The sequence below is a fragment of the Gordonia sp. (in: high G+C Gram-positive bacteria) genome, from assembly GCF_047600565.1.
GTDB lineage: Bacteria > Actinomycetota > Actinomycetes > Mycobacteriales > Mycobacteriaceae > Gordonia.
In genome coordinates, this window is the sequence record NZ_JASGKN010000001.1 from 76024 (window position 1) to 100457 (window position 24434).

The following is a 24434-nucleotide window of genomic DNA, read 5'->3' on the forward strand; positions in this document are numbered from 1 at the left end:
CGGCTCCTCAACCACCTACGGGGGAGCTCCCTCGATGGTCGAGCGTCCCTCGCTGGTTGAGCCCGGACGACGGGCGAAGCCCGCCGACCCGTGTCGAAACCCCGCTCCGAGAAACCGGGATGATTCCGGGCTGCGTCCGCGTTAGAATGAATAGTCCACCAACGTGGTGGGCACCTGCAGGGGGCTGATCGGTTTCGACTACGTCCACCAACGCAGGGGAAGCGTGTCGGTGCAGGCTGGAGACCACCGTGAGCGTCGCAGCAACCAATTAAGCGCCGATTCCAATCAGCGCGACTACGCACTCGCTGCCTGATCAGCGAGGCTAGTCTGTCGGCCCGGGATGAGTCCTCGATCCCGGATGCCGGCATCAGCTAGAGGACTCACCGTCGCCGCCGGTCGCGGACGGCGCCGGGACATCACACAGCGACTGGGATCGTCATCTCGGCTTGTTCGCGTGACCGGGAGATCCGAGTAGAGACAGTGCGGACTGCACACGGAGAAGCCCTGCCGCCGTGACGGAGGACCCGGGTTCAATTCCCGGCAGCTCCACGGTGATGCCGCCCCTGACCGCTAGGTCAGGGGCGGTTTTCTTGCTGCATTCAGGGCGCTGCTGACCTTTCTATGAGTCAAGTCAGTTGTGCACCATTGCCCGGGTATCCGGACTGATCCACAGATCCTCGAGTCGGGGGCTGGTTGATCTGCTGTGCCTTCGCGATGGTTCAGTGTGCGGCTCTGGAATCGCCGCTAAAAGGCGGTTACACTTATGACGTGGATCAAGATCCTTGGTTCAGCTCGTCGGCACGGAATCACCGAGGCGGAGATTCGGGCGGTTGTGGGAAGTCCGTTCGCGACATCGCTTGTCGATGGAGATCGGCTGAGGATTTATGTCGGTCGGGCCGGGGACCACGAACCGCTGATCGAGGTGATAGGTGAACCGGTCGGGACAGAGGGTGTGGTCGTTTTCCACGCGATGATGTTGCGGCAATCGACGGTGAGGCTTGCGGCATTGGACCTATGGATCACCCGGTCTGACATGTCGCGCCAGCGGCCACAGCAGTATTGAGGAGGCGAACCAGTGAGGAAGCTCCCAAGGAGCGAGGCCGAGTACGAGGCACTCGCTGACTATTACGCGGAGAACCCGCCCGTGCCGGCCGGCCCTGTGACGATCTCGCTGGATCGATTGAAGACCGGTCGCCCGGCTAAGGGGCGGGCCGGAGCAGGTAAGTCTGCGGCGATCTCGATTCGTTTTCCTGACGAGCTCCGCGAGCAGCTGGATCGGCAGGCGGAGACCGAGCGCGCACCGGTGGCTGAGGTCGTGCGTCGCGCGGTGATCGAGTACCTGGACGGCCATCCGGTGTAGGTCCCGTCGGCGTTCGGCATGAAGGCGATCGGCCACTCGGCGCTGCCGACGGATTCAGGAGGGGTGTCGGGTGCCGTGGTCGTCGAGACTCAGTCGTTGCCGCCAGGTCCGCCGTGGCAGCGGTCGCATCGTTCCGCAGGCACCGGCCTCGGTGAAGGGCACGACGATCTGCTCGGCGTAGCCGGCCGGGTAGTCGGGTTTGGCGGCCATACCGAGATCGTCGGAGCTGAACCGGCGATCGGCGTCGTAGACGTAGGTGCCCGCCAGGTGATCCCAGACGAGGGTGAACAGGCCGAAGTTGACGTCGCCGGCACCGGCCTGTTTGAGGTGGTGGAAGCGGTGCCCGGAGTTGAGTGCCAGCACGCCGCGCAGCGGTCCGACCCGGTAGTCGGCGTTGGAATGCTGCATGAGCAGTTGAACGGCCACGCAGACGGCGAGTGCCTCGGCCACCGGAACCGGCATGCCCACGACGATCAGGGGCGCGACCCCGCCCGCCATCTCGAGCATCTGGTGCAGCGGGTGCTTCATCAAGCCGTTGAGTCCGTAGCACCGGGTCACGCTGTGGTGGACGGCGTGGAGTCGCCACAGCCAGCCGTACCGGTGGCTGGCCATGTGGACGAGCGTGATCCCGGCATCGGCGACCACGATCGCGAGCAGAACCTGGATGACGAACGGCAACTGCTCCGGCCACCACGAGTGGCCACCGCGCAGTGCGGCCAGCGCGGGGATCGCGGCGACGCTGATGATGATCAACGATTCGTTCACGAAGACGTGGACGGCGTCACGCACCGAATCGTTGTGGGATTGGTTCCAGTCACGCTGATAGGGGATGAGTCGTTCGACGAGGAACGAGGCGCCGACCGCGGCGAGCACGGGAAGAAGCAGTTGCCAGTGGGGTGCGCCGGTGGCGGCGAGCGCGATGGCGGCGCCGTTGACGCCGACGAGCATGAACAGCGGATAGCCGTAGCGCAGGACAGTGGTGGTCATGGCTTCCAGCGTCGTCGCCGGCGGGCGGCCACGGCTTGAACAGATCGATCAGATCAGGGTGAGGCCCGACGTCAGTTCCAGGGGAGACAGGCCGAACATCGACCGGCACACCCGGCTGGCGTGGGCGCCGTCAGCGAATCCGGCGCCGTGCGCGGCGTCGGTGATCGAAGCGCCTTCACCGACGAGTCGGGCCGCTTCGCGCAGTCGTGCCCATCGAAGCCAGGTGTTGAACGACATCCCCAAGTCCTGTCGCCACAGGCGTGAGAGATGTGACGAGGAGACGCCGATCTCGGCGGACACCGCACGCAGTGTCGGGGACTCGGTCAGCGTGGCGGACGTGACCGCCAAGGCTCGACGCACGTAGTCGTGGACATGCGGGTCGCGGTGGCGCGAATCGCCCACCCACGCGGCGATCCGGGCGGCGCCGGCCTCGTCGATCATCGGGCTGTCGGCGCCGGGCCAGCCGTCGATCAGGGCGTCGTCGACGTGCGGCCATCGATCGGGTTCGAGCCAGACGACGAGGCCGCGGACCGACGGCTCGGCCGGCGACGTCTGGTGCGGGGTGCCGCTGGGAATGACGATTCGGCGCGCGGGCCCCAGTGTCCGGTCGGGGAGATGCGCACGGACCGTCGACGCGGGGCCGGCGCCGAGAAAGACCTGGTGCGCCGCATGCGTGTGTGGTGCGGTCTCACCGACCTCACCCCAGAACGCCAAGGCCCCCATGCCGAGCCATACGTTTCCCGTCCACGCCACGATGGCTGAATCTACTCCCGGCCGGATGTGGTGCGGCCGAGGTCGGGCGCGGCGGTCAGTCCTTGTTGCGTGCGGCGAGGCTGCCGGCGACGACGGTGCCGATGCCGAGCGCGATCGGCCACTTGGCGCTGCCTTCTTTCAGCAGGGCCAGGAGGCCGGTGCCGACGGCGGCGCTGGCGGTGGCGACGGCCACGGGCGCGGCGGCCTTGGTGACGGTGTTCCGTTTCATGATCGAAATTCTGTCACATGCGGAAGGTGTGCGCGATGGTTGTCGCGGGTCACAACTCCGGGACCGCGTGACTGGAACTGCACACAGATGTTTTCAGAAGAGTCTTGACGGGGTTGTCCTGCGCTTATGCTGAGACAGTTCAGCGGCTTGCCCCTACCGCTTATGGGGGCAAGCCGCTGAACTTGTTTACGGGGTGCTGCCGGTCAGAAGTTGCCGAACAGGTTCGGAATGATGAGAAGCAGCAGCTGTCCAAGGCCGCCGATCGTATCCACGATGTGGGAGATCATCCGAGCTCACCTCCTTTCGGTATCGATCCGAATTGAGGTGAGGTCCGTCAGAGGCTTCCGCCCCAGAGGAACTTCCACCAGTCGCCTGCCGTGCTGAACAGCAGATTCACGAACTCCTGCAAAGACGCCATGATGGCTCCTTCATTAGGGTCCCGACCCGGTGACTCTTGTGAGCCACATCACCCAACGTAGCGACGGATCCGCGATGTGTCATCTATTCGAAGGAATCAGGCACAACGATGTTTCCGATCAGCGGACCGTGGTCCGTTCGACGGGGATCCGTCAGCTTTCGAGGGCGTTGATGACGTCGTACTGGCCGTCCGCGTAGCGCTGGCGCACCTGCTTCTTGTCGAACTTGCCGACCGAGGTCTTGGGCACTTCGTCACCGAACGACCAGCGCTCGGGGACCTGCCATTTCGGGATCCGCTCCTCGAGCCACGACCGCATCTGGTCGACGTCCAGCGTCGCGCCCTCCCGCGGCACGGCCAGCACGAAGGGGCGCTCGTCCCACTTCGGATCCGGGACGCCGATGACGGTGCATTCGGCGACGTCGGGGTGGCCGATGATGGTGTTCTCCAGGTCGACCGAGGAGATCCACTCGCCGCCGGTCTTGATGATGTCCTTGGTGCGATCGACCAGGGTCAGGAAGCCGTCGGGGGTGATGGTGGCGACGTCACCCGTCCGCAGCCAGCCGTCGTGGAACTTGTCCGGCGCCGACACGTTGCCGGCCGGGTCGTAGTAGGAGCCGGTGATCCACGGTCCGGACACCTCGAGTTCGCCGGCGCTCTCGCCGTCCCACGGCAGCTGCGTGCCGTCCGGGTCGACGATGCGCGCCTTGACCGGTGCCACGATCCGGCCCTGGCTCACCCGGTACGCCATGATCTTGTCGGGGTCGGTGACGCCGGCGGGAATCGCGGCGCCGGTGCCCAGGGGTGAGGTCTCGGTCATGCCCCACGCCTGCTTGAGGGTCACGCCGAGGGCGTCGAACTTGGTGATGAGGGCCTCCGGGAGGGCGGCGCCGCCGACCGTCACCGAGCGCAGGTGCGAGATGTCCTGCGGCGTGGCGTCGAGCTGCTGGCCGACACCGGTCCAGATGGTGGGAACGGCGGCGGCCATCGTCGGCTGGGCGGCCGCCATGACCTGCAGCAGTGGTTCGGGCTGCAGAAAGCGGTCCGGGTTCACCAGGCTGGCACCGCACATCATTGCCGCGTATGGCATGCCCCAGCTCATGGCGTGGAACATCGGCACGATCACCAGCGCCACGTCCGAGCCGGTCAGGCCCATCGTGGCGGCCGAGTTCACCTGCATCGAGTGCAGGTAGATGCTGCGGTGGGAGTAGACGACGCCCTTCGGATTGCCGGTGGTGCCGGAGGTGTAACACATGGCTGCGGCGGCACGTTCGTCCAGCGCGGGCCAGTCGTAGGTGGTGGGCTGGCCGGCGATGAACTCGTCGAACGAGTGGACGGTGATCCGCTCGGGTGCCTGCAGGGATTCGGCCGGCCCGTTGCAGACGATCACGTCGGTGATGGTGGTGGTCTCGGGCAGGTATTGGGACAGCAGCGGGGCGACCGAGGCGTCGACGAACACGACCTTGTCTTCGGCGTGGTTCATCACGTAGACGGCCTGCTCGGCGGACAGACGCAGATTGATGGTGTGCAGCACCGCCCCCATCGACGGGATGGCCGCGTACAGCTCCTGGTGCTCGTTGTTGTTCCACATGAAGGTGCCGACGCGGTCGCCGATCCCGATGCCGAGCGCGGTGAGGGCGTTCGCGATCTGGACGGCCTTGTCGCCGATCTCCGTGAACGATTCGGTACGAAGATTGCTGCCGGTCCAGGTGCTGACCGTCGACTCGGGGAAGGTCTTCCGGCTGTACTCGAGAAGGTCGGAGATGAGCAGCGGGCCCTCTTGCATCGTCGACTGGATCATGGCGTCTGAACTCCTTCGCGCGAGCTACCGAACGAGTGATCGGTAGGTGATGTGAATCACCCTCACCTTAACTCCGGATGCGTCTGCCCCGGGGTGGTTTCCTGCGTGCGGAAAAACGAGTAGTCCACTACCCGAGCCGCCGGTGCCCGGCGGCCGCACAGTGATCGGGAGCGCTTCGGCGTGACCCTCCACGACCACGAAAGAACGATCATGCGCAAGTACCTCCCAGCAACACTTCTCGCCGTCACCGCCGCGGCCGGCGCCGCCGTCCTCGGGGCCGGTCCCGCCGCCGCGTGGGACCACACAACCTCACACATCGGTGTGACCGCGTCCCTGGACGGCGGCAACCTGAAGCTCGCCGTCACGAACAACCTGGACCAGAGCGCTGTCTGCACCGCCCTAGTGTTCGCGCCCGACCGGAAGGCCGACGTCGACAAGTTCGTGGCGCTTCGCCGGGATGCGTCCACGGAGTTCCAGGCCGGTCACGGCCAGGCCGGGATGACGAAGGTGAAAGAGGCCTACGACTTCTACAAGTCGAGCGGCCTGAACAAGGCCTCGATCGGACAGGCCGATCCGTACGCCGCCGTCGCGAAGGGAACCAACCATTGGGTGGTCACCCCGGATTCGACGCACGACTCCTACGTGGTGGCCGGCAACTGCGAGGTTCCGAGCGACCAGGACACCGACTACGAGGGCGAGGACTGGGCCGTGGCGACGGCCGGCGGCACAACGTCCTCCGATGACGCCTGGTCGAGCCTGGAGAATCTGTGGCCGTTCTGACCCGGTGCCGAGTGGCGGCGACGGTGCTGACTTCAGCACTGCTCGTCGTCGTGCCCGGATGGCCGGCGTCGGCGGCGCCCGATCAGTCGCATCTGGTGAGCCGGACGTCGGCGGGTCAGGTGGAGCAGTGGTCGGTGTATTCGGCGGCCATGCGCCGGAACATTCCGCTGACGGTGCTGCGGCCGCGGGATGTCGGACGTCCCGCGCCGACCCTCTACCTGCTGAACGGTGCCGGCGGTGGGGAGGACGGCGCGAACTGGAGTGACCGGACCGACTACCGGTCGTTCTTCGCGACCCGGCACGTGAACGTGGTGACGCCCGAGCAGGGCGCGTTCTCCTATTACACCGATTGGGAGCGTCGCGACCCGGCGCTGGGAGTGCAGAAGTGGGAGACGTTCCTCAACCGGGAGCTGCCGCCGATCGTCGACCGTGAACTGGGCGCGAACGGGCACGACGCGGTCGCCGGAATCTCGATGTCGGGGACGTCGGTGCTGAATCTCGCCATCGCCGATCCCGGACGCTATCGCGCGGTCGCCTCCTACAGCGGGTGTGCGCGGACCAGCGACCCGGTCGGTCGGGAGTTCATCCGGCAGGTGATCGCGGTGCGAGGCAAAGCCGACATGGCCGACATGTGGGGGCCGGTCGGCGGCCCCGGCTGGGTGGCGCACGACCCGTACGTCAACGCCGCGAAACTGCGCGGCACCACCATCTACCTGTCGTCCAACTCCGGGCTGCCCGGCGAAGACGAGTCGGTCGCCGGTGTGAGCACCGCGAAGCAGGCGGAGGTGCTGGCCGACCGCGTGGTGGTCGGCGGCGGCATCGAAGTCGCCATGAACGTGTGCACACAGCAGATGGCGGCGCGGCTCGCCCGACTGGGTATCCCGGCGACGGTCCACATCCGTCCGACCGGTACCCATTCGTGGGGGTATTGGGAGCGGGAACTCCACGCGTCGTGGCCGACGCTGGCGCGGGCGTTGAACGCGCCGGGGAGTTAGTCGTTCAGGGCGCGCCCGATGAAGCCGAGTGCTTCGCCTTGCCAGAGCCCGATGTGGTCGAGCATGGCGTGACCGCCGTGCGGGACCGAGATGAACCGGGCGTCCAGGCCGCGGGCCTGAAGTTCCTCGATGCCCTTCTCGGTGCGCCGCGGCCGGGTCAGGTTGTCGTTCTCGCCGTGGATGGCGAGGACTCGGGCGCCGTCGTGAATCTTGCGCCAGTCGGCGAACTGCCACCAGGGGGCCAGGGCGAGGATGTCGGTGACGGCGTCGTCGTCGCCGAGGTTCGCGACGATCCGACCGCCCATCGAATGGCCGATGAGGGCGATCGGGGTGTCAGGGTAGCGCTTCTTCACCTGCTCGAGGGCGTTGCGGGCGTACGGCATGGGACTGGCCTGGCCGCCGTTCCAGCCGCGCACCCGATAGCCGGCCTGGTGTACGCGGACGAGTGGACCGAACCGGGCCTGGATGGACGCGGTGAACGGATACATGCGCATCGCCGACGGCTGCAGCGGTGAGAACGGCTGGTAGCTGAAGTCGGTTCCGCCGGGCAGGACCAGGACGGCGAGTCGGGGGAGAGCCATGAACGCACCCTAGCGCTGTGGTGCGCCGGCCGATCAGAACAGGGTGTCGGCGGTCTGCTGCGTCTTGTGGAGGACCTTGTCCGCCATCTGCTGGATGCGGTCGGCGTCGCCGGAGAGGATCACGTACTCGGTGTTGCGGGTGTGCGAGACGCTGCCGACCTTGTCTCCGGACGGGTTGTAGATGCCGATCAGTGCGCCCACATAGCGTTTGGAGTCGAAGGCCAGAACTTCGACGGGATTGCCGCGGGCGCGGGTCATCTCGATCAGATCGGCGAGCGGCACATAGCCCTCGTTGGAGAAGCTCACCATCACCACGTCGGCGTCGACGTTCTTGATGGTCTCGGCCAGCGCCGGCGGCATGTCGCGCTTGGCGTTGAACACGCTCTTGGTGGACGGGTCCCGGGCGTCGATCCGCTTGCAGGCGACCCCGTAATGCTCGGGTTTGTCCCAGCGGACCAGGGTCTCCCAGATGTGGTAGTTCGTGAAGTAACGGTGCTGGTTATACGGCGGATCGAGGTACGCGAGATCGACCCGAGGTAGCGAATGCACCAGTTCGGTCGCGTCCCCACGCACGGCGCGGCCCGAGTTCGGGGTGAACTCGGGGATCTTCATCGTCAAGTCGTTGAGCGCCCTCGGCGCCCACTGCTTCAGGTAGGCCATCTGCAGGCCGACGGTCGAGTCGACGGCGTCGGCGGCCTCCATCAGACTGGTGAGCAGGATCGGGCGAAGACGGCTGTCGCCGTAGTGTTCGTCGATGCCTTCCCGGATCGCGTCGATCCGCTCACCGTTCTTCGGATGGAAGTAGCGGCTGGCTTCACAGAACGTTTCGGTGACATACCCGCGCACCGGCGGCAACGACTGCAGATGCTTGATCGCGGCGGCGACCTCCGTGCGGTCGATCGTATTCGCGTCGATCTCCACGTAGCACTGCGCCAGAACCTCCGAATAGGTCGCGAGGTCGACGGCCGTCGTGAAGGCGCCCTGCCGGCAGAACTCCTGCGCGACCCGGGTGGTGCCGGTGAACAGATCCAGGGCAGTCGTCGCCTCGCTCGCTGCGAGCAGGTCACCCAGAACGGGAACCAGCACTCGCTTCGAGCCCAGGTACTTGATCGCCATCGGTGCAGGGTGTCTACTCGGCGCTGCGCGCCTGGTGCTCGGCGAAGATGCGTTCTTCGGCGAGGGTGGTGGTGCCTTCCATCATTCGGTGCAGTGCCTCGAGTTTCTCGACGGTCAGTGACATGCCGGCCATCGTCATCGCGGCCGATGCGCTCGCCAGGTGCCATTCCGTCGGCAACGCAGCTAGGCGGACGCGTCGTTCCTCCGCGGTCAAGAACCGTTTTTCGGTCATGCTGTTCTCCTCTCCCCGCCCTGAGTAAAGGTAGCTGGACGTCTTCCAAGCGGTGGTCAGAAGTCGCCTGTGAGTCGTTCGACGGGTTGGCCGGTGACTTCGGCGATGAGGTCGAAGTCTTTGTCGACATGCAGGACGGTGAGTCCGGCGATTTCTGCTGTGGCCGCGATCAGAAGGTCGGGCACTTTGGCGGCGCGGTGGTGTCCACGTTGGGCTAGTAGTCCTTGGACTTCGAGGGCTCGCCGATCGACGAGTGCCGATGAGGGCGGGGTCGGCATTTGGGAGATCGGGGGATCGGTTTGGAAGGCGGTCCATTGTTCGCCGTTGCGGACCGAGAAGCCGATTTCCAGGAGGGTGGGGGTGGCGATGGAGACCAGGCCTCGCTGGATCCGGTTGGCCCACGTGGCCAAGTCGGGCGAGTCCGGCAGGCGCACATACGCGGACTTATCGATGAGCCAGCCGGCGAGCTCGTTCACGCCCTCAACCCCCATGCCTGCCGCATGAGGTCTTCGTCCAAGGCTCCACGCGCCAACGCAGCCGAACTACGGATGTCGTCAACGGTCACGGTGCTCAGCGCGTGACGCCGCGCGAGTTCCCGGGTCTCGCGGCGCAGCAGCTCGCTGCGCGACAGGCCGAGCTCTGCAGCGAGTGCGTCGATGTGCCGGAGATCGTCGTCGTCGACGTTCCGAATCAGAACATCCGTCATGATATCGCCTCCACTATCAACGATATCAGTGTGTGGTGATCTGCTCGGTTGATGCACGCTGCGCCTTCCTGCGACGGCCCGATCCGGGTGGGTCCAGTCTGGGGCTGCGTCGGGGGGAGAGAGAGTACGAGATCGTGAGCGGTGGACGGCCGGCGGCAGTGAGGACGGTTGTGGATCGGCTGGTTGCGTCCTCGCAGTTTCCGTGCAGCCTGTCGACAGGCGGTCGATGGCAGAATCGGACCTATGGCGCATCCCCGGGCCGGGCAACCGGCGCAACCCGAAGACCTGATCGACGTCGACGCGGTGGAGCGCGCCTACTACGAACTCCACCCGGATCCGGCGAACCCCGACCAGCAGGTGGTGTTCGGTACTTCCGGCCATCGCGGCAGCAGCCTCAACTCGGCCTTCAACGAAGATCATGTTCTCGCCATGACGCAGGCGATCGTCGACTACCGCGACGAGGCGGGGATCACCGGGCCCGTCTTCATCGGCTTCGACACCCACCTGCTGTCGATTCCGGCGTGGAAGAGCGCTCTGGAAGTTCTGGTCGGTAACGACGTCGAGGTGATGACCGCCGAGAACGACGCGTTCACTCCGACGCCGGCGGTCAGTCGGGCGATTCTGGCGTTCAATCAGACGCTCGACGCCGACGAGTCGGGCCGCGCTGACGGGATCGTGGTGACGCCGTCCCACAATCCGCCGGCCGACGGCGGGTTCAAGTACAACCCGCCCAGCGGTGGCCCCGCCGACACGTCGATCACCTCGGTGATCGCGGCCCGCGCCAACGACCTGCTCGCCGGTGGTTTGAAGGACGTGAAGCGGGTCCCGTTCGAGCAGGCTCGCGGCAGTCACCTGGTCACCGACTACTCGTTCATCGACAACTATGTGGCTGCGCTCAACGACGTGATCGACATGGACGCGATCCGCACGTCCGGGATCTCGATCGGCGCCGACCCGATGGGCGGCGCCTCGGTCGACTATTGGGGTGCGATCAAGGAGTTCTACGGCCTCGACGGCCTGACCGTCGTGAACCCCGACGTCGACCCAGCCTTCGGCTTCATGACCCTCGACACCGACGGCGCGGTCCGCATGGATTGTTCGTCCCCGAACGCGATGGCGTCACTGATCGCCCAGCGCGACAAGTTCGACATCGCCACCGGCAACGACGCCGACGCCGACCGGCACGGCATCGTCACCGCCGACGCCGGCCTGATGAACCCCAACCACTACCTGGCCGTGGCGATCGACTACCTGTTCACGCATCGGCCGCAGTGGTCGGGGGATGTGGCGGTGGGAAAGACGTTGGTGTCGTCATCGCTGATCGACCGGGTGGTCGCGGGGCTCGGTCGCAAGCTGATCGAGGTGCCGGTCGGCTTCAAGTACTTCGTGGACGGCCTGTTGGGCGGCACGATCGGGTTCGGGGGTGAAGAGAGTGCCGGCGCGTCGTTCCTGACGAAGGACGGACAGGTGTGGACCACCGACAAGGACGGAATCCTGCTGGATCTGCTGGCCTCGGAGATTCTGGCGGTGACCGGCAAGACGCCGTCCCAGCGGTACGCGGAACTGGCCGAACAGTACGGGGAGAGCGCGTACGCGCGGATCGATGCCCCCGCGAACCGTGAGCAGAAGGCCAAACTGTCGGCGCTGTCTCCCGACCAGGTGACCGCGACCGAACTCGCTGGCGAACCGATCACCGCGATCCTCACCGAAGCACCCGGAAACGGGGAATCGATCGGCGGCCTGAAGGTGACGACGGAGAACGCCTGGTTCGCGGCGCGGCCGTCGGGGACGGAAGACAAGTACAAGATCTACGCCGAATCGTTCAATGGCGTCGACCACCTGTCGCAGATGCAAACCGAGGCGCAGTCATTGGTTGGCGAGGCGCTCTGATTCGGCACGCGGCGGCCTGTCGCGCATTCGGCTAGAGCCCTCGTGATTTGTTGCCTGCCTGGCGGCCTACGTGGAACCTCGGCATAGAGTGGCGGTGGCTGGTAAAGGAATGCCGGGACTGAAAGGGAGTCTCCGATGGCGGATCGTTCTGCAATCGAGTGGACCGAGGCAACGTGGAATCCTGTGACCGGTTGCGACCGCGTGTCCACCGGCTGCGACCATTGCTACGCGATGACCTTGGCAAAGAGGCTCAAGGCGATGGGCTCAGAGAAGTACCAGACGGACGGGGATCCGCGGACCTCTGGTCCCGGATTCGGTGTCATGATCCATCCGCAGGCTCTCGACGAGCCGCGACGTTGGCGCAACCCGCGCGTCGTGTTTGTGAACTCGATGAGCGACTTGTTCCACGCGAGAGTGCCGATCGAGTTCATTCGTGACGTCTTCGACGTAATGCGCGACACGCCGCAGCACACCTATCAGGTGCTGACCAAGCGGAGTCTGCGGCTACGCCGGGTGGCCGGCAAGCTCGACTGGCCTGACAATCTATGGATGGGGGTATCGGTCGAGAACGCAGGGGCACTGTCCCGCGTTGACCACCTCCGGGATGTACCAGCGGCTGTTCGGTTCCTATCCTGCGAACCGCTTCTCGGGCCTCTCGACGGCATCGACCTAACTGGCATTGGCTGGGTGATCGCTGGCGGGGAGTCGGGGCCGAATTACCGACCGATGGAGCTTGCGTGGGCTCGCGGGATACGCGATGCGTGCACCGAGTCTGAAGTCCCATTCTTTTTCAAACAGTGGGGAGGCCGGTCTCCGAAGGCGCTCGGACGCGAGCTGGATGGACAGCTTTGGGATGAGATGCCTAGCGCGGCAACTGGTTAGGTGCGACCGCCCGGCGCTGGGTATCGGATCGGTTCGGTAGGCGGTGCCAACGGTTCACGGACCGAGGTCTTGGTGACGAGCTCAACAAGTTCCGCAGCGCCGAATAGGCCCTCGTCGTCGTCTTTCGCGAGTCGCTGTTCGACCCTTCTGGTCGTCCGCATCTTCTCGAGTGCCACTCCGTGCTTGGCGAACACTGATTCCATGATCCTGTTGCCGGTTAGGTTCGACGTCGCGAAGATCACCGTGTAGATCGGTTGTCCGCTGGTGTTCGTGAACTCAAGGGGAGTGGTCGCGCCGTAGCCCAGTTCGTTTTCAAGGCGCCATCGCATGAGGTTTACTAGTTCGTTGCGAAACTGCTCGGGGCTGAGTACTTCATCACGTCGCGCATGCCAGAGCAAGCCACCATCCTGCAGGACGAGACGTTCGCCAAGGCCGCGGCCGGCAGTGTCGACCCGGAGACCACGAACAAGGTCCTGATCCCGAAGATCATCCGCGAGCGCTACCCGGATTTGACCGATGAGCAGGTCGAGGAGGTACGCCAGCAAGTCGTGGTGGACTCGGTGATCAAGAATGGCGAGGTCCGGGAAGTCGGAGACAAGCGGTTCATCAAGATGGCCGACACGTTCGTGAACATCGACGATGTCAGCATCAACCTTATTGACACGGTCAACCCGTTCCAGCGGGCGTTCGAGGTGATGTCGAAGTCAGTGACTCCATCGGTGCTGAAGATCATCTCCGATGCCATCACCGCGACCAAGGTCGAGGTCACCGAAGATGAGGCCCTCGAAGCCTGGCCAAAGATCCAGGCATGGGCGAAGGTCAACGGCCGCAAACCCGACGTGCGCTCCGACGACCCGACCGAGAAGCGATACGCCGAAGTCCTCCTGTTCCTGCAGAAAAAGAAGCAAGAACTCGAATCTGCCCGGCAGGCGGGCGAAACTGTGGTTGAACCGTGACAAACAACAGTGATGAGGCAGTCTCCGGTTTCGAAGACAGGCTGCAGGCGCTGCTCGACTCCGATGACGACGGCCTGCTCGATGTGCCAGTCAAGCCAGCGAAGGCCACCGCGGCTGACCGGCTCGAGCGCGCGTTCCTCGAGGCGGTTGAGTTTCGTCGGGCCCATGGACGAATCCCGAGTTCGTCGACCCGCGAGATCGCTGAACGAAAGCTCGGTGCGCGGCTCGACGGGATTCTGGCGAATGAGGAGAAGATCACAGCACTCAAGCCACTCGATGAGTTCGGGCTCCTCGAACCCGGCGCGGTTCCCGAGTCGATTGATGATGTGCTCGGTGGTGACGACCTCGATCTCCTAGTCGATGACTCTGGCCTGCTTGATCTCAGTGGCCTCCCGGTACGCAAATTGCCGGAATCTCCGGACTCTGTCGCGAAGCGCAAGAAGTGTGCCGACTTCGATCAGTTTGAGCACCTATTTAAGGCGAAGCACGCTGAACTGGCCGACGGCACGGTTACTCTGGCGCCGTTCAAGGGTCTACCGACCGTGCAGGAAGGCCGGTTCTTCGTCCTCGGCGGCGTGATGCTGTTCGTTGCCGAGGTTGGGGAGACCAAGACATTGGTTGTGGGCGGAAAGCCGGAGCCGAAGCAGCGACTGCGGGTGATCTTCGAGAACGGAACCGAATCGGCGATGTACCGGCAATCGCTGTCGATTCGACTGCACGAGCAGGAGGGCCAGGCCATTGTCCGAACAGGAATCGCCGACGACGAGATCCTCGACGCGGACACGGAGAGCGGCCACATCTACGTGCTTCGCTCTCTGAGTGCCGATCCACAGATCGCCGGCATCGAGAACCTGCACAAGATTGGCTTCTCAACCACCAGCGTCGAGCAGCGGATCAAGAACGCTGAGAAGTCTCCGACCTATCTCATGGCGCCGGTCGAGATCGTCGCCGACTACCGCACCTACAACTTGAAGCCGTCGGCCCTTGAGCACCTGCTTCACCGAGTGTTTGCCGAGGTTCGGCTTGACGCCACGCAGGTCGACAAGCACGGTCGTCACTACGACCCATCAGAGTGGTTTGTCGTGCGCCGCAGTGTCATTGATCAGGCGGTCAACATGATTGTGAGCGGGGAAATTGTCGACTACGTTTACGACGCTCAGCTCGGTAAGCTGACCCATCGGACCTGAGTCGGCGTTTGATGCCCTACCTTTTGGGCCGCGTCCTCGGAGCGCCGTGCCAGGATGTGATCCATGGGACTTGAAATGGGGCTGTGGCGAGCCGACGGGTCGAAGTTGACGCGATTGTCGCCGTCTGGCGTCGGCCTGGAATCGCAACTCGAGGACTACATCGAGTCGGATCCGACACTGCTCGGCAACGACCTTCTGATCTTCGGCCGGCAAGTGCCGACAGCGCATGGCGGCTTTATCGATCTGCTTGCTGTGGATTCTGACGGTACCGTTCACGTCCTTGAGCTCAAACGGGACAAGACGCCAAGAGACGTCGTGGCGCAGGTCCTAGACTACGGCTCTTGGGTGGCTGAACTCAGTCGAGCTGACGTCATCGGAATCTACGAGCAATATCGGGCCAGGTATGCGAATGAGTCGCCGCAGGCGTTCGATGAAGCATTTGGATCCAAGTTTGGCGGAGATGCACCTCCCGATGAACTAAACGCTTCCCAGACCTTGACGATCATTGCGGCCAGCGTCGACGCGGCCACCGAACGTATCGTGCGATTTCTGAATGAGGGATACGCGGTACCGGTCAACGTCGTCTTCTTCCGGCACTACGAAGACGGCGGGAACTCGTACCTGGCAAGAACCTGGCTCGTTGAAAGCGAACCGTCAGCAGCTGCGAGCGCAGTGAGCAAGGCTCGCAAGTCACGCGAACAGTGGAACGGCCAGGACTGGTACGTCTCGTTCGGAGAAGAACCGGGCGGCCGCTCGTGGGACGACGCAGTCAAATACGGATTCGTGTCAGCGGGTGGCACCGACTGGTTTTCCCGCACACTCAAGAACCTGCCGCTCGACGCACGCGTACTCGTACATATTCCTAAGGCTGGATTTGTTGGGGTCGGGACCGTCCTCGGACCGGCCAAGCCATTCGTGGAAGCCGAAGTCGACATTGAAGGGGCGCCGGTTCGTCTCGCCGACCAGACCCTTGCCGGTTCCTACCGGCACCCCGGCGACGAGGAGTCGACAGAGAACGCCGAGTACGTCGTACCTGTCAAGTGGTTGGCTACCCGCCCTAGAGATGAAGCGGTGTGGAAGCAAGGCATGTTCGCCAACCAGAACAGCGCATGCAAACTACGGAGTCAGTTCACCATCGAACAAGTCACGGCAGCACTCGGCGTTGATGACTGACAAGGATCTCAGAGGCACTGAAATGCCGGACAAAGACGTCTACAAGACGCTCGACCTGAGGCGGCTCTCCGGTGACGAAGAGTTACGTTCCTGTCCTTAGGACTCGGCTCGACGGTGCATGACTTCTGGGTGTGGTCTTCGTCGGATCTGTTCAGTAACGCTCTCCGGGGATCGTTCGCTGAGTTCATCGTCGGATCGACTGTGGAGAAGCTGTCGGTGTCCGGCATTGCTGTCCCCTTCTTAAGGAGTGGCGAGGACTGGCCCGGGCGAATAGCGGCTGACCTGGCCTCGATCGCTATGTTGACTGCCTCAGTCCGGATCTCAAAGCCATCAGGAGCTCGCCGAGCATGTTCTTTCCGGGTAGTAAGCATTCGGATCGTCCGCACACGCAATCGCCCCAGTAGTTGTCGTGGTGGGTGTTGCCCTCCGTCAACGGCGCTGTGCCGGTCTCGATCAGTCGCCGGCGGAGGTCGGGAACGGCGAACTTCGCCGACACTGCCGTGAGCATCGCGTTTACTCGGCCGCCGGCGTCCCACCCCGGGGTGAGAGCGACCGAGCCCGCAATCTCCTTGGCTTCTGCAGGCGTCATCGCCCTCAGGACGGCGAGCCGATCGTCCTCGTAGACGGCTTTGAATGCCATGTAGGCCTGTTCACTGCTGCGTACCGAGCCGAGCCCCTCAACCGCGAATTCGACTGGATAGAAATTCGACAGGAAGAAGTAGTCGCCGCGGAACGATGAAATCTCATCCATAGCCGGACGGTATCGCGGGGTACGGACACTCTCGGCCATTCTTGTCGCTACGAGCGCGGGAGGCTGCGCCGCAGTCTTGATCGATCTGTGAGCAGACGGCGCTGCGCTGTACTCCGCTGACCCCGGCGAAGTCAGTAGTCCTTCGCGCTTCAGCCGACGGTGGGCTCCTTTCGACAAGCTCAAGGAGCGTAGGGAAGCCGTCAGGCCTCGAATCGTGACTTGATCAGCCGCTTCTCCACGATCTCCGGGTGCTTGTCCGGGGACACCTTCCGCTTCGGGAGGGTGATGGGGTCCTTGTCTTCCGGCTCGTACGGAACCCGGGCCAAGATGTCGGCGATCACGTTGAGGCGCATCGAGTTCTTGTCGTCGCTGTGCACGGTATGCCAGGGCGCCCATTTGGTGTCGGTGGCTTCCAGCATGGTGTCGCGGGCCGCGCCGTACTCGTCCCACTTCGTGTACGACGCCACATCCATGTCCGACAGTTTCCACGTCTTGCGCGGATCGTCGATCCGATCCTCCAGGCGCTCCTGCTGCTGCTCCGGACTCACCTCCAGCCAGTACTTCAACAGGATGATCCCGGCGTCGACCATCGCCTTCTCCACACCCGGCGCCTGCTCCAGGAACTCCTCGGTCTGCTTCGGAGTACAGAAACCCATCACCGGCTCCACGCCGGCACGGTTGTACCAAGACCGATCGAAGACGACGATCTCACCGGCCGCCGGAAAATGCGGGACGTACCGTTGCCAGTACATTTCCGACTTCTCCTTGTCCGTCGGCGCCGGCAACGCCGTCACCCGGAACACGCGAGGACTCACCCGCTCGGTGAGCGCCTTGATCACGCCGCCCTTGCCGGCCGTGTCACGACCCTCGAACACGATGCAGACCTTCGCACCCGACGACTTCACCCAATCCTGCATCTGCACCAGCTCGCCCTGGAGCTTCTTCAGCTGCTTGTTGTAGTCCTTGTCCTTCACAGGGCGGTCCGATCTGTCGTGGGGCGGGGAATCGCCTCCCAGTCTGCCTGGAAACCGCCGAGCGAGGACATCGGTCGACTCTTTCGGCGCTGCGCAGTGATCAAGTCCGAATCCCGATCTCCGGCCTACAGTTTGAGAAGTGCGCGCGATTCGTCTGATATGGCTGCTCCTCGCCGTCCTCGGGGCACTGCTCGCTGGCTGGGAAGCCACTTGGGACATGGCGCAGGTCTCCTCCTGTGACACCCTCCTCACCCCCGACAACGAGAACTGGTGCTTCACGTCGATCGCCGCGCACCTCGGAATCTGGCCGAACCTCGGCGTCGCCATCGCCTTCGTCGCACCCGCCGCCGTCGCGGCCCTCGTACTGCGTCGGTGGGTGTCGTGGACGGTCGTCGCCGTGTACCTCGGCATGACAGTCCTCGCCGTCATCCGCTGGTGGACGCTGGTCGGCATGCTCGTCTGGGCGGCACCGCTCTTCGCCGGTGCGCTGATCATCGCTGCGGTACAGACGGCGGTTTGCGAGCGTCGCTGAGCGGGAAGATTGGTTTCGACACCGGGCGTCGTCCACGCTTCGCGCGGCCGTCGTCCGGGCTCAACCAGCGGATAGTGACGGACACTACGAGCGGGTGGGCAGGTGGCGGACAGATCGAGTTGTCCACAGGGTGAGAAATGCCTCTGTGCAGGTTTGCCGAAGCCGGATACCCTGGACACATGTCCGCAGCGATTGAATACGAGTCGGAGTCGACGGTTGTCACCACCGACGCGGAGTCGCGCCTTCAGCTCGATGAGCCGGACACCGACTACGTCAAGATCGTCGAAACCGACGGCACCATTCGCCTCATCCCCGTTGCTTTGCTGCACGAGTCAGAACGAGCCATCCTCGAAGACGAGGACCTGTACGCGCAGACGAAGCTAGGCCTCGGCGCATTCGAAGCCGGCGAACGCGTCTCCTCCGACTGGTTGTTCGACAAAGAGTGACCATCCCGCCGAGAGTCGACCTGTCGCCGAACCTCTCGGAATGGCTCCTGCAGGCCCGTGACACCCCGCGACTCCAGGCCAGATTCAAGAAGGCGCGAAAAGCGATCAAATTTCTCCGCGAGGTCGGTCCGTCCCACCCCGGATTTCAGACCCACCGAATGGACAATCTGAAAGGCCCCGGCGGGCGACCCATCTGGAACTCGTACGTAGAGAACTCGGTGTCGAACGCCTGGCGGATGTACTGGGTGTATGAGAGTGACGGCGGAATCTACGTTCTGTCGATGGGGCCCCACGATCACACACCGGGAACCCAGCCGACCGTCACCAGAAAGGGCCGAACCAAGCAGAAGTAGTGGTGGTTTCGACACCGGGCGTCGTCCACGCTTCGCGCGGCCGTCGTCCGGGCTCAACCCCGCCGAAGACAAGTGTCGGGGCTCCGGGGCCGACCGTCCGAGCTCCGCACGACCCACCTGCACGACCATCGGTGTGATCTGAGACACTATGGATCACCTAAGGAGGGGAGTGGGATGGACCTGCGGAGGAATCCGGCGACAGCGGCGCTCGGGCTGGTCGGGGACCAGCTGAAGCGGTTCACGCCGAAGCTGCGGCACGGCGACGTCGACGACCGCGACCCGGACGCCATTCGTGAACTCCTGCCCGTGCTGTGGCTGTTCGTCAGCGCCTGGTTCCGGCCCGACGTGCAGGGCCTCAACCACATTCCGGCCAGCGGCCCGGCGCTGATCGTCGGCAACCACACCGGCGGCATCATGAGCCCGGAAGTGCTGATCAGTCAGCTCGCCATCACCACCTACTGCGGCGAAGACCGCCCGTTCTATCAGCTCGCCCACCGCATGGTGCTGAACTCGCCGCTTGCCCCCATCCTGCGCAAGTTCGGCACCGTCGAAGCCGACCCCGACAACGGACACAACGTGCTCGCCAGCGGCGGACTGCTGCAGGTGTTCCCGGGCGGCGACTACGAAGTGTTCCGCCCCACCAGCCAGTCCGCGCTCGTCGACTTCGGCGGCCGCAAAGGCTTCCTGCGCCTGGCCCTCAAGCACGACGTTCCGATCATTCCGCAGGTCACCATCGGCGGCCAGGAGACGGCCCTGTTCCTTTCGCGCGGCGAGAAGCTCGCCGAATTCCTGCACCTCGACAAGACGATGCGCCTCAAAGTGCTGCCCATCATGCTCGCCGCACCATTCGGCGTGACCCTGCCGTACGCGCCGTTCCTGCCGCTGCCGTCCAAGATCGTGCTGCGGTACCTCGAACCGGTCAACCTGCGCGAAAAATACGGCGACGACCCCGACCTCGACCAGGTGTACGACGACCTGATCGGCACCATGCAGGACGTCCTCACGTCCCTGCAGGCCGAACGGAAGCTGCCGGTGATCGGATGAGAGTCGAACATTCGGTAGACATCGCCGCCCCCGTCGACGACGTGTGGGAGATGGGCGCCGACCCCGTCCTGCTCAGCCGGTTCGCGAACCTCGGCTCGGACATGCAGATCACCGCCGCCGACCCGACCCGGCCGCCCGAACTCGACGCCCGCTACCGCGTGCTGCTCAAGATCGGCGGTGTGATGGTCGGCGGCGACGCGATCATCGTCGAATACCAGAAGAACCGGGAGATCGCGTGGACGTCGTACACCGGCATCCCGTTCCGCTGCCGCATCCGCATGCGTCCCATCTCCGGCGGCTCCCGCGTCACCGTCCGGCTCTCCTACGACGTTCCCGGCCCGCTCGGCGGCATCGCCGACCTGGCGTCGCTGCCGTCGATGAACACCTTCGTCAAACGCAGCCTCAAAGGCTTCAAACGTCAGGCCGAAGGCGCCAGCGGACGTGAAGAACTCACCTGGCGCACCGTCACCAAACGGATCGCCTCGGAAGCCGGGCACCTCGAAGTGATGGCGCGGGCCGGCATCGTCGCCGCCATGCGGCCGCAACGACTGCTCAAAGTGGCCGTCGCCGCCCGCAGCTGGGGCGCCACACCCGGCGCGCTCGTCGCGGTCGGCGCCGCCCGCGAACCCGACCGCATCGTGATGGCCGACGACAAGACGTCCCTCACCTACGCCGAAGCCGACGACCAGTCCACGGCCATCGCCGCCGGCCTGCGCGCCCTGGGCGTCGGGGAAGGCGACGCCGTCGCACTCCTGGCCCGCAACCACGTCGGCTTCCTGCTCGCCCTGACCGCCATCGCCAAACTCGGCTGCGACGTCCTGCTGCTCAACACCGGTTTCGCCGGCCCTCAGATCGCCGACGTGTGCCGCCGCGAAGGCGTCTCGGCGATCATCCACGACGCCGAGTTCACCGACCTGCTCGCCGAAGCGTCGGTCAACCGCAAACGCATCGTCACCGACGGCACCACGTCACTGGAGACACCCACCCTGCAAGAACTGGCCGGCGGATTCCGCCGCACCCCCGTCCCGTCACCGGGCCGGGCCGGCAAGGTCATCATCCTGACCTCCGGCACCACCGGCACCCCCAAGGGCGCCAGCCGCGGCGCCACCTCCGCCGGATCGCTGCCCACCCTCGAAGCGCCGGCCGCCCTGCTCGACCGCATCCCGCTGCGCCACGGCATGCGCATCGGGTTGGCCGCCCCCGCCTTCCACGCATGGGGACTGTCGAACCTGCTGATGTCCCTCGCCCTCGACGCCGAGATCATCACCCTGCCCGCCTTCGACCCGGAAGCCTGGCTCGCCGCCATCGACCTGCACAAGGTCGAAGCACTGGTCGTGGTGCCCGTCATGCTGCAGCGGATCCTGGACCTTCCCCCGGAGATCCGCCGCGCCTACGACACCTCCACCCTCTCGGTGGTCGCCGCCTCCGGCTCCGCCCTGCCCGGCGGGCTGTCCGACCGGTGGATGGACACCTACGGGGACAACCTCTACAACCTGTACGGCTCCACCGAAGTCGCCAACGCCACCATCGCCACCCCCGCCGACCTGCGCGCCGCCCCCGGCACCGCCGGCAAACCCACCCGCGGCACCACCATCCGGCTCCTCGGCGACGACCTCCTCGAAGTCCCGCAAGGCGACGTCGGCCGGATCTTCGTCGGCAACTCGCAGCTCTTCGAGGGCTACACCGGCGGCGGCGACAAACAGCGCGCCCACGGCCTGATGGCCACCGGCGACGTCGGACGCTTCGACGCCGCCGGCCGCCTGTTCGTCGAGGGCCGCGACGACGACATGATCGTCTCCGGCGGCGAAAACCTCTTCCCCAAGGAAGTCGAAGACGTGATCGCCACCCACCCGGCCGTCGCCGAAGCCGCCTGCATCGGCGTCCCCGACGACCAGTTCGGGCAGCGCCTGCGCGCCTACGTCAGCCTCCGCGACGGGGCGACCGTCACCGACGCCGACCTCATCGCACTGGTCAAAGGCGAACTCGCGTCGTACAAGGCGCCTCGTGAAGTGATCTTCATCGATCAACTGCCCCGCAACGCCACCGGCAAGATCCTGCGCCGCGAGCTCTCGGCGGACTGAACTCCTTTCGACGAGCTCAAGGAGCGTGCGGCCGCTCGAGGAGTGTGTGTGTCCGCTCCTTGAGCCTGTCGAAAGGAGCTCACCGACCCCGCTCCTTGAGCCTGTCGAAAGGAGCCGGCCGAACCCGCCTCCGCCGCTACCTTGAGCTGATGGACTACCACAACCTGGTCGCGATCGTCACCGGCGGCGCCAGCGGTATCGGGGCGGCGCTGACCGCCGAACTCGTCGCCCGCGGAGCGCGGGTGGTGGTCGCCGACCTCGACCCGGCCGCCACCGACACCGCGGTCGCCGCTCTGCCCGAGGGACCGGCGGTGGCCGTGGCCGGTGACACCTCCGACCCGGCCGTCATCGACGCCCAGATCGCCGCCGCCGAGAAGCACTTCGGGCCCGTCGACCTGTACTTCGCGAACGCCGGCATCGGCGGCGCCGGCGGACTCGACGCCACCGACGACCAGTGGGCGACGTCGCTGAACGTCAACGTCCTCGCGCGCGTTCGTGCCGCCCGCGCCCTCGTGCCCGGCTGGACCGAGCGGGGGAGCGGCCACTTCGTGGTGACCGCGTCGGCGGCCGGACTGCTTTCACAGATCGGCAACGCCACCTACTCGACCACCAAACACGCGGCGGTCGGCTTCGCCGAATGGCTGGCCATCACCTATGGCGACGCGGGAGTCTCGGTCAGCTGCGTGTGCCCGATGGGCGTCGACACCCCGCTCCTGCGCCCCGAGCGTCCCGTCGACGACGACGAAGCCCTCATGCTGCGCACCGTCGAATCGGCCGGCACCGTCCTGTCCGCCGCCGCCGTCGCCGTCACCGTTCTCGACGCGGTGGCGCGCGGTGAGTTCCTGATCCTTCCGCACCCGGAGGTCCTCGACATGTACCGCGGGAAGGGTGCCGACTACGGTCGCTGGCTCGGCGGTATGCGCAAGCTGCAGCGTGTCATGCGCGGCACCCTCAGCTGACCCCTCGCGGCTCGACGCCGCCGCACTACTGGGCCGTATGGCGTGCGTCGGCCGGTGTGGCCCGGCAACGGACCGTATACGGCCCAGTAGTGCGGGGCGGAGGGTGATTCACTGGAGTCATGAGTGACATCGAATTCGGCCTGGACACCTTCGGTGGGGTCACGCACGACCACTCCGGTGCCGCCGACACCCATCCAGAGGTGATCGCGAACCTCGTCGGCGACGGCGTGGTGGCCGACGAGCTCGGCCTCGACTTCTTCGCCGTCGGCGAGCATCACCGCCCCGACTTCGCTGTCTCCGCACCCGAACTGGTGCTGGCGGCGATCGCTGCCCGGACCTCGTCGATCCGGCTCGGTTCGGCGGTCACCGTGCTCTCGTCCGACGACCCGGTGCGCGTCTACGAGCGCTTCGCCACCCTCGACGGCATCTCCGGTGGCCGTGCCGAGATCGTCGCCGGCCGCGGCAGCTTCATCGAATCGTTCCCGCTCTTCGGCTACGACCTGAAGGACTACGACGTCCTGTTCGACGAGAAGCTGGACCTGCTGTCCAAGCTGGTTCGCAGTCAGCCCGTCACCTGGAGCGGCACCACCCGGGCGTCACTGACCGACCAGAGCGTCTTCCCGACCACCGCGGCCCCGATGCCGGTGTGGGTCGGCGTCGGCGGCACCCCCGAATCGGTGGTGCGCACCGCCCGGTACGGCTTCGGTCTGTTCCTGGCGATCATCGGCGGCGCCCCGTCACGGTTCAAGGCCTACGTCGACCTCTTCGACCGCGCCCAGGACCAGTTCGGGGTACCGCGGGCGCCCGTCGCCGTCCACTCGCCGGGCCTGGTCGCCGAGACCGATGAGAAGGCCCGCGACCTCGTCTACGACGGGTGGCTGGCCTTCCGCACCAAACTCGGCGCCGAACGCGGGTGGGGGCCGGTCGGTCCCGACGAGTTCGAGCACGAGATCGAACGCGGCTCCCTGTACGTCGGCGGACCGGAAACGGTCGCCACCAAGATCGCCGCCACGCTGCGGACACTCAAGGTGAACCGCTTCGACCTCAAGTACGACCAGCCCGTCCCGCACGCCGTCCAGCGGTCGTCGATCGAGCTGTACGGCGACAAGGTCGTGCCGCTGGTCAAGGACATGCTCGCCGGCGGATAGCACCGCACAGCCGGGCCCGATAGGGCGCGCTGCCGGGTGTGACGCGGCAACAGGCTCTCTACGGCCCAGTAGTGCGGGTAGACGCGGGACCCCATCCACTAAT

Annotated in this window: 25 protein-coding genes, 1 other RNA gene and 1 pseudogene; 15 read left to right on the plus strand and 12 right to left on the minus strand. The window is 65.3% G+C overall.

Annotation, left to right across the window (positions count from 1 at the left end):
• The first annotated feature begins 180 nt into the window (after positions 1 to 180).
• Positions 181 to 552: a transfer-messenger RNA gene (gene ssrA, locus QM774_RS00385) on the plus strand.
• A 523-nt stretch (positions 553 to 1075) separates the two neighbouring features.
• Positions 1076 to 1360: a ribbon-helix-helix protein, CopG family gene (locus QM774_RS00390; protein WP_414974002.1), complete on the plus strand. Its 285-nt coding sequence runs from the start codon at positions 1076 to 1078 to the stop codon at positions 1358 to 1360.
• A gap of 54 nt (positions 1361 to 1414) precedes the next feature.
• Here the strand turns inward: QM774_RS00390 and QM774_RS00395 are convergent, their stop codons facing one another.
• From QM774_RS00395 to QM774_RS00410, 4 genes are all read right to left on the minus strand, one after another.
• Positions 1415 to 2347, minus strand: coding sequence for a sterol desaturase family protein (locus tag QM774_RS00395; protein ID WP_414974003.1), 933 nt, complete (start codon positions 2345 to 2347; stop codon positions 1415 to 1417).
• A gap of 48 nt (positions 2348 to 2395) precedes the next feature.
• Positions 2396 to 3100 (minus strand): helix-turn-helix transcriptional regulator, encoded by a 705-nt coding sequence (locus QM774_RS00400; RefSeq protein WP_414974004.1) that lies wholly within the window; start codon positions 3098 to 3100, stop codon positions 2396 to 2398.
• 55 nt (positions 3101 to 3155) lie between these two features.
• The gene (locus QM774_RS00405; protein ID WP_414974005.1) at positions 3156 to 3329 is read right to left on the minus strand and encodes a hypothetical protein; all 174 of its coding nucleotides are present in this window, start codon (positions 3327 to 3329) and stop codon (positions 3156 to 3158) included.
• 569 nt (positions 3330 to 3898) lie between these two features.
• The gene (locus QM774_RS00410; protein ID WP_414974006.1) at positions 3899 to 5545 is read right to left on the minus strand and encodes a long-chain fatty acid--CoA ligase; all 1647 of its coding nucleotides are present in this window, start codon (positions 5543 to 5545) and stop codon (positions 3899 to 3901) included.
• A gap of 210 nt (positions 5546 to 5755) precedes the next feature.
• Here QM774_RS00410 and QM774_RS00415 point away from each other — a divergent pair, with 210 nt between their 5' ends.
• Positions 5756 to 6325 (plus strand): hypothetical protein, encoded by a 570-nt coding sequence (locus tag QM774_RS00415; protein ID WP_414974007.1) that lies wholly within the window; start codon positions 5756 to 5758, stop codon positions 6323 to 6325.
• A 26-nt stretch (positions 6326 to 6351) separates the two neighbouring features.
• A complete protein-coding gene (locus QM774_RS00420) occupies positions 6352 to 7320 on the plus strand; it encodes an alpha/beta hydrolase (RefSeq protein ID WP_414976546.1) in 969 nt (322 codons plus the stop codon).
• Here the strand turns inward: QM774_RS00420 and QM774_RS00425 are convergent.
• From QM774_RS00425 to QM774_RS00445, 5 genes are read right to left on the minus strand one after another with little or no spacing between them, the layout of a single operon-like run.
• Positions 7317 to 7901, minus strand: a complete 585-nt coding sequence (locus tag QM774_RS00425) for an alpha/beta hydrolase (protein ID WP_414974008.1) — start codon at positions 7899 to 7901, stop codon at positions 7317 to 7319. The genes QM774_RS00420 and QM774_RS00425 overlap by 4 nt on opposite strands.
• Before the next feature lie 33 nt (positions 7902 to 7934).
• On the minus strand, positions 7935 to 9017 hold the full coding sequence (locus QM774_RS00430; RefSeq protein WP_414974009.1) for a DNA adenine methylase: 1083 nt from the start codon (positions 9015 to 9017) through the stop codon (positions 7935 to 7937).
• 13 nt (positions 9018 to 9030) lie between these two features.
• Complete coding sequence (locus QM774_RS00435) at positions 9031 to 9249, minus strand: hypothetical protein (protein ID WP_414974010.1); 219 nt, start codon at positions 9247 to 9249, stop codon at positions 9031 to 9033.
• Positions 9250 to 9305: 56 nt separating this feature from the next.
• Positions 9306 to 9725, minus strand: a complete 420-nt coding sequence (locus QM774_RS00440; protein ID WP_414974011.1) for a PIN domain nuclease — start codon at positions 9723 to 9725, stop codon at positions 9306 to 9308.
• Positions 9722 to 9955, minus strand: coding sequence for a ribbon-helix-helix protein, CopG family (locus tag QM774_RS00445; protein WP_414974012.1), 234 nt, complete (start codon positions 9953 to 9955; stop codon positions 9722 to 9724). The genes QM774_RS00440 and QM774_RS00445 overlap by 4 nt, the downstream gene beginning before the upstream one ends.
• 243 nt (positions 9956 to 10198) lie before the next feature.
• On the opposite strand from QM774_RS00445, the gene pgm reads away from it, so the two are divergent.
• Together pgm and QM774_RS00455 are read left to right on the plus strand one after the other, a co-directional pair.
• Positions 10199 to 11845 (plus strand): phosphoglucomutase (alpha-D-glucose-1,6-bisphosphate-dependent), encoded by a 1647-nt coding sequence (pgm, locus tag QM774_RS00450; RefSeq protein ID WP_414974013.1) that lies wholly within the window; start codon positions 10199 to 10201, stop codon positions 11843 to 11845.
• Between the two features lie 135 nt (positions 11846 to 11980).
• The gene (locus QM774_RS00455; RefSeq protein ID WP_414974014.1) at positions 11981 to 12727 is read left to right on the plus strand and encodes a DUF5131 family protein; all 747 of its coding nucleotides are present in this window, start codon (positions 11981 to 11983) and stop codon (positions 12725 to 12727) included.
• On the opposite strand, the gene QM774_RS00460 is transcribed toward QM774_RS00455, so the two are convergent.
• Positions 12724 to 13125: a hypothetical protein gene (locus QM774_RS00460; protein ID WP_414974015.1), complete on the minus strand. Its 402-nt coding sequence runs from the start codon at positions 13123 to 13125 to the stop codon at positions 12724 to 12726. The two genes, QM774_RS00455 and QM774_RS00460, sit on opposite strands and share 4 nt — an antisense overlap.
• Here QM774_RS00460 and QM774_RS00465 point away from each other — a divergent pair.
• The 3 genes and pseudogenes from QM774_RS00465 to QM774_RS00475 all read left to right on the plus strand — a co-directional run.
• Positions 13123 to 13683 (plus strand): annotated as a pseudogene (locus QM774_RS00465) (ATP-dependent helicase); the annotation flags it as partial. The gene QM774_RS00460 and the pseudogene QM774_RS00465 sit on opposite strands and share 3 nt — an antisense overlap.
• Positions 13680 to 14870: a GIY-YIG nuclease family protein gene (locus QM774_RS00470; protein WP_414974016.1), complete on the plus strand. Its 1191-nt coding sequence runs from the start codon at positions 13680 to 13682 to the stop codon at positions 14868 to 14870. The pseudogene QM774_RS00465 and the gene QM774_RS00470, both read left to right, overlap by 4 nt.
• Positions 14871 to 14933: 63 nt before the next feature.
• Entirely contained in the window at positions 14934 to 16043 is a 1110-nt protein-coding gene (locus QM774_RS00475; protein ID WP_414974017.1) for a hypothetical protein, read from the plus strand.
• Between the two features lie 295 nt (positions 16044 to 16338).
• Here the strand turns inward: QM774_RS00475 and QM774_RS00480 are convergent, their stop codons facing one another.
• Both QM774_RS00480 and ppk2 read right to left on the minus strand, forming a co-directional pair.
• Positions 16339 to 16794, minus strand: coding sequence for an NADAR family protein (locus QM774_RS00480; protein WP_414974018.1), 456 nt, complete (start codon positions 16792 to 16794; stop codon positions 16339 to 16341).
• A 200-nt stretch (positions 16795 to 16994) separates the two neighbouring features.
• Positions 16995 to 17810, minus strand: a complete 816-nt coding sequence (ppk2, locus tag QM774_RS00485; protein ID WP_414976547.1) for a polyphosphate kinase 2 — start codon at positions 17808 to 17810, stop codon at positions 16995 to 16997.
• Between the two features lie 97 nt (positions 17811 to 17907).
• On the opposite strand from ppk2, the gene QM774_RS00490 reads away from it, so the two are divergent.
• From QM774_RS00490 to QM774_RS00515, 6 genes are all read left to right on the plus strand, one after another.
• A complete protein-coding gene (locus tag QM774_RS00490) occupies positions 17908 to 18300 on the plus strand; it encodes a hypothetical protein (protein WP_414976670.1) in 393 nt (130 codons plus the stop codon).
• Positions 18301 to 18479: 179 nt separating this feature from the next.
• Positions 18480 to 18746 carry a hypothetical protein gene (locus tag QM774_RS00495; RefSeq protein ID WP_414974019.1) on the plus strand — a complete coding sequence of 89 codons (267 nt, stop codon included), beginning with the start codon at positions 18480 to 18482 and terminating at the stop codon, positions 18744 to 18746.
• Positions 18747 to 19273: 527 nt separating this feature from the next.
• Positions 19274 to 20143 (plus strand): 1-acyl-sn-glycerol-3-phosphate acyltransferase, encoded by an 870-nt coding sequence (locus QM774_RS00500; RefSeq protein ID WP_414974020.1) that lies wholly within the window; start codon positions 19274 to 19276, stop codon positions 20141 to 20143.
• A complete protein-coding gene (locus tag QM774_RS00505) occupies positions 20140 to 22224 on the plus strand; it encodes an AMP-binding protein (RefSeq protein WP_414974021.1) in 2085 nt (694 codons plus the stop codon). The genes QM774_RS00500 and QM774_RS00505 overlap by 4 nt, the downstream gene beginning before the upstream one ends.
• A gap of 149 nt (positions 22225 to 22373) precedes the next feature.
• Entirely contained in the window at positions 22374 to 23183 is an 810-nt protein-coding gene (locus QM774_RS00510; RefSeq protein ID WP_414974022.1) for an SDR family oxidoreductase, read from the plus strand.
• Positions 23184 to 23302: 119 nt separating this feature from the next.
• Positions 23303 to 24331: an LLM class flavin-dependent oxidoreductase gene (locus QM774_RS00515; protein WP_414974023.1), complete on the plus strand. Its 1029-nt coding sequence runs from the start codon at positions 23303 to 23305 to the stop codon at positions 24329 to 24331.
• Positions 24332 to 24434 lie beyond the last annotated feature (103 nt).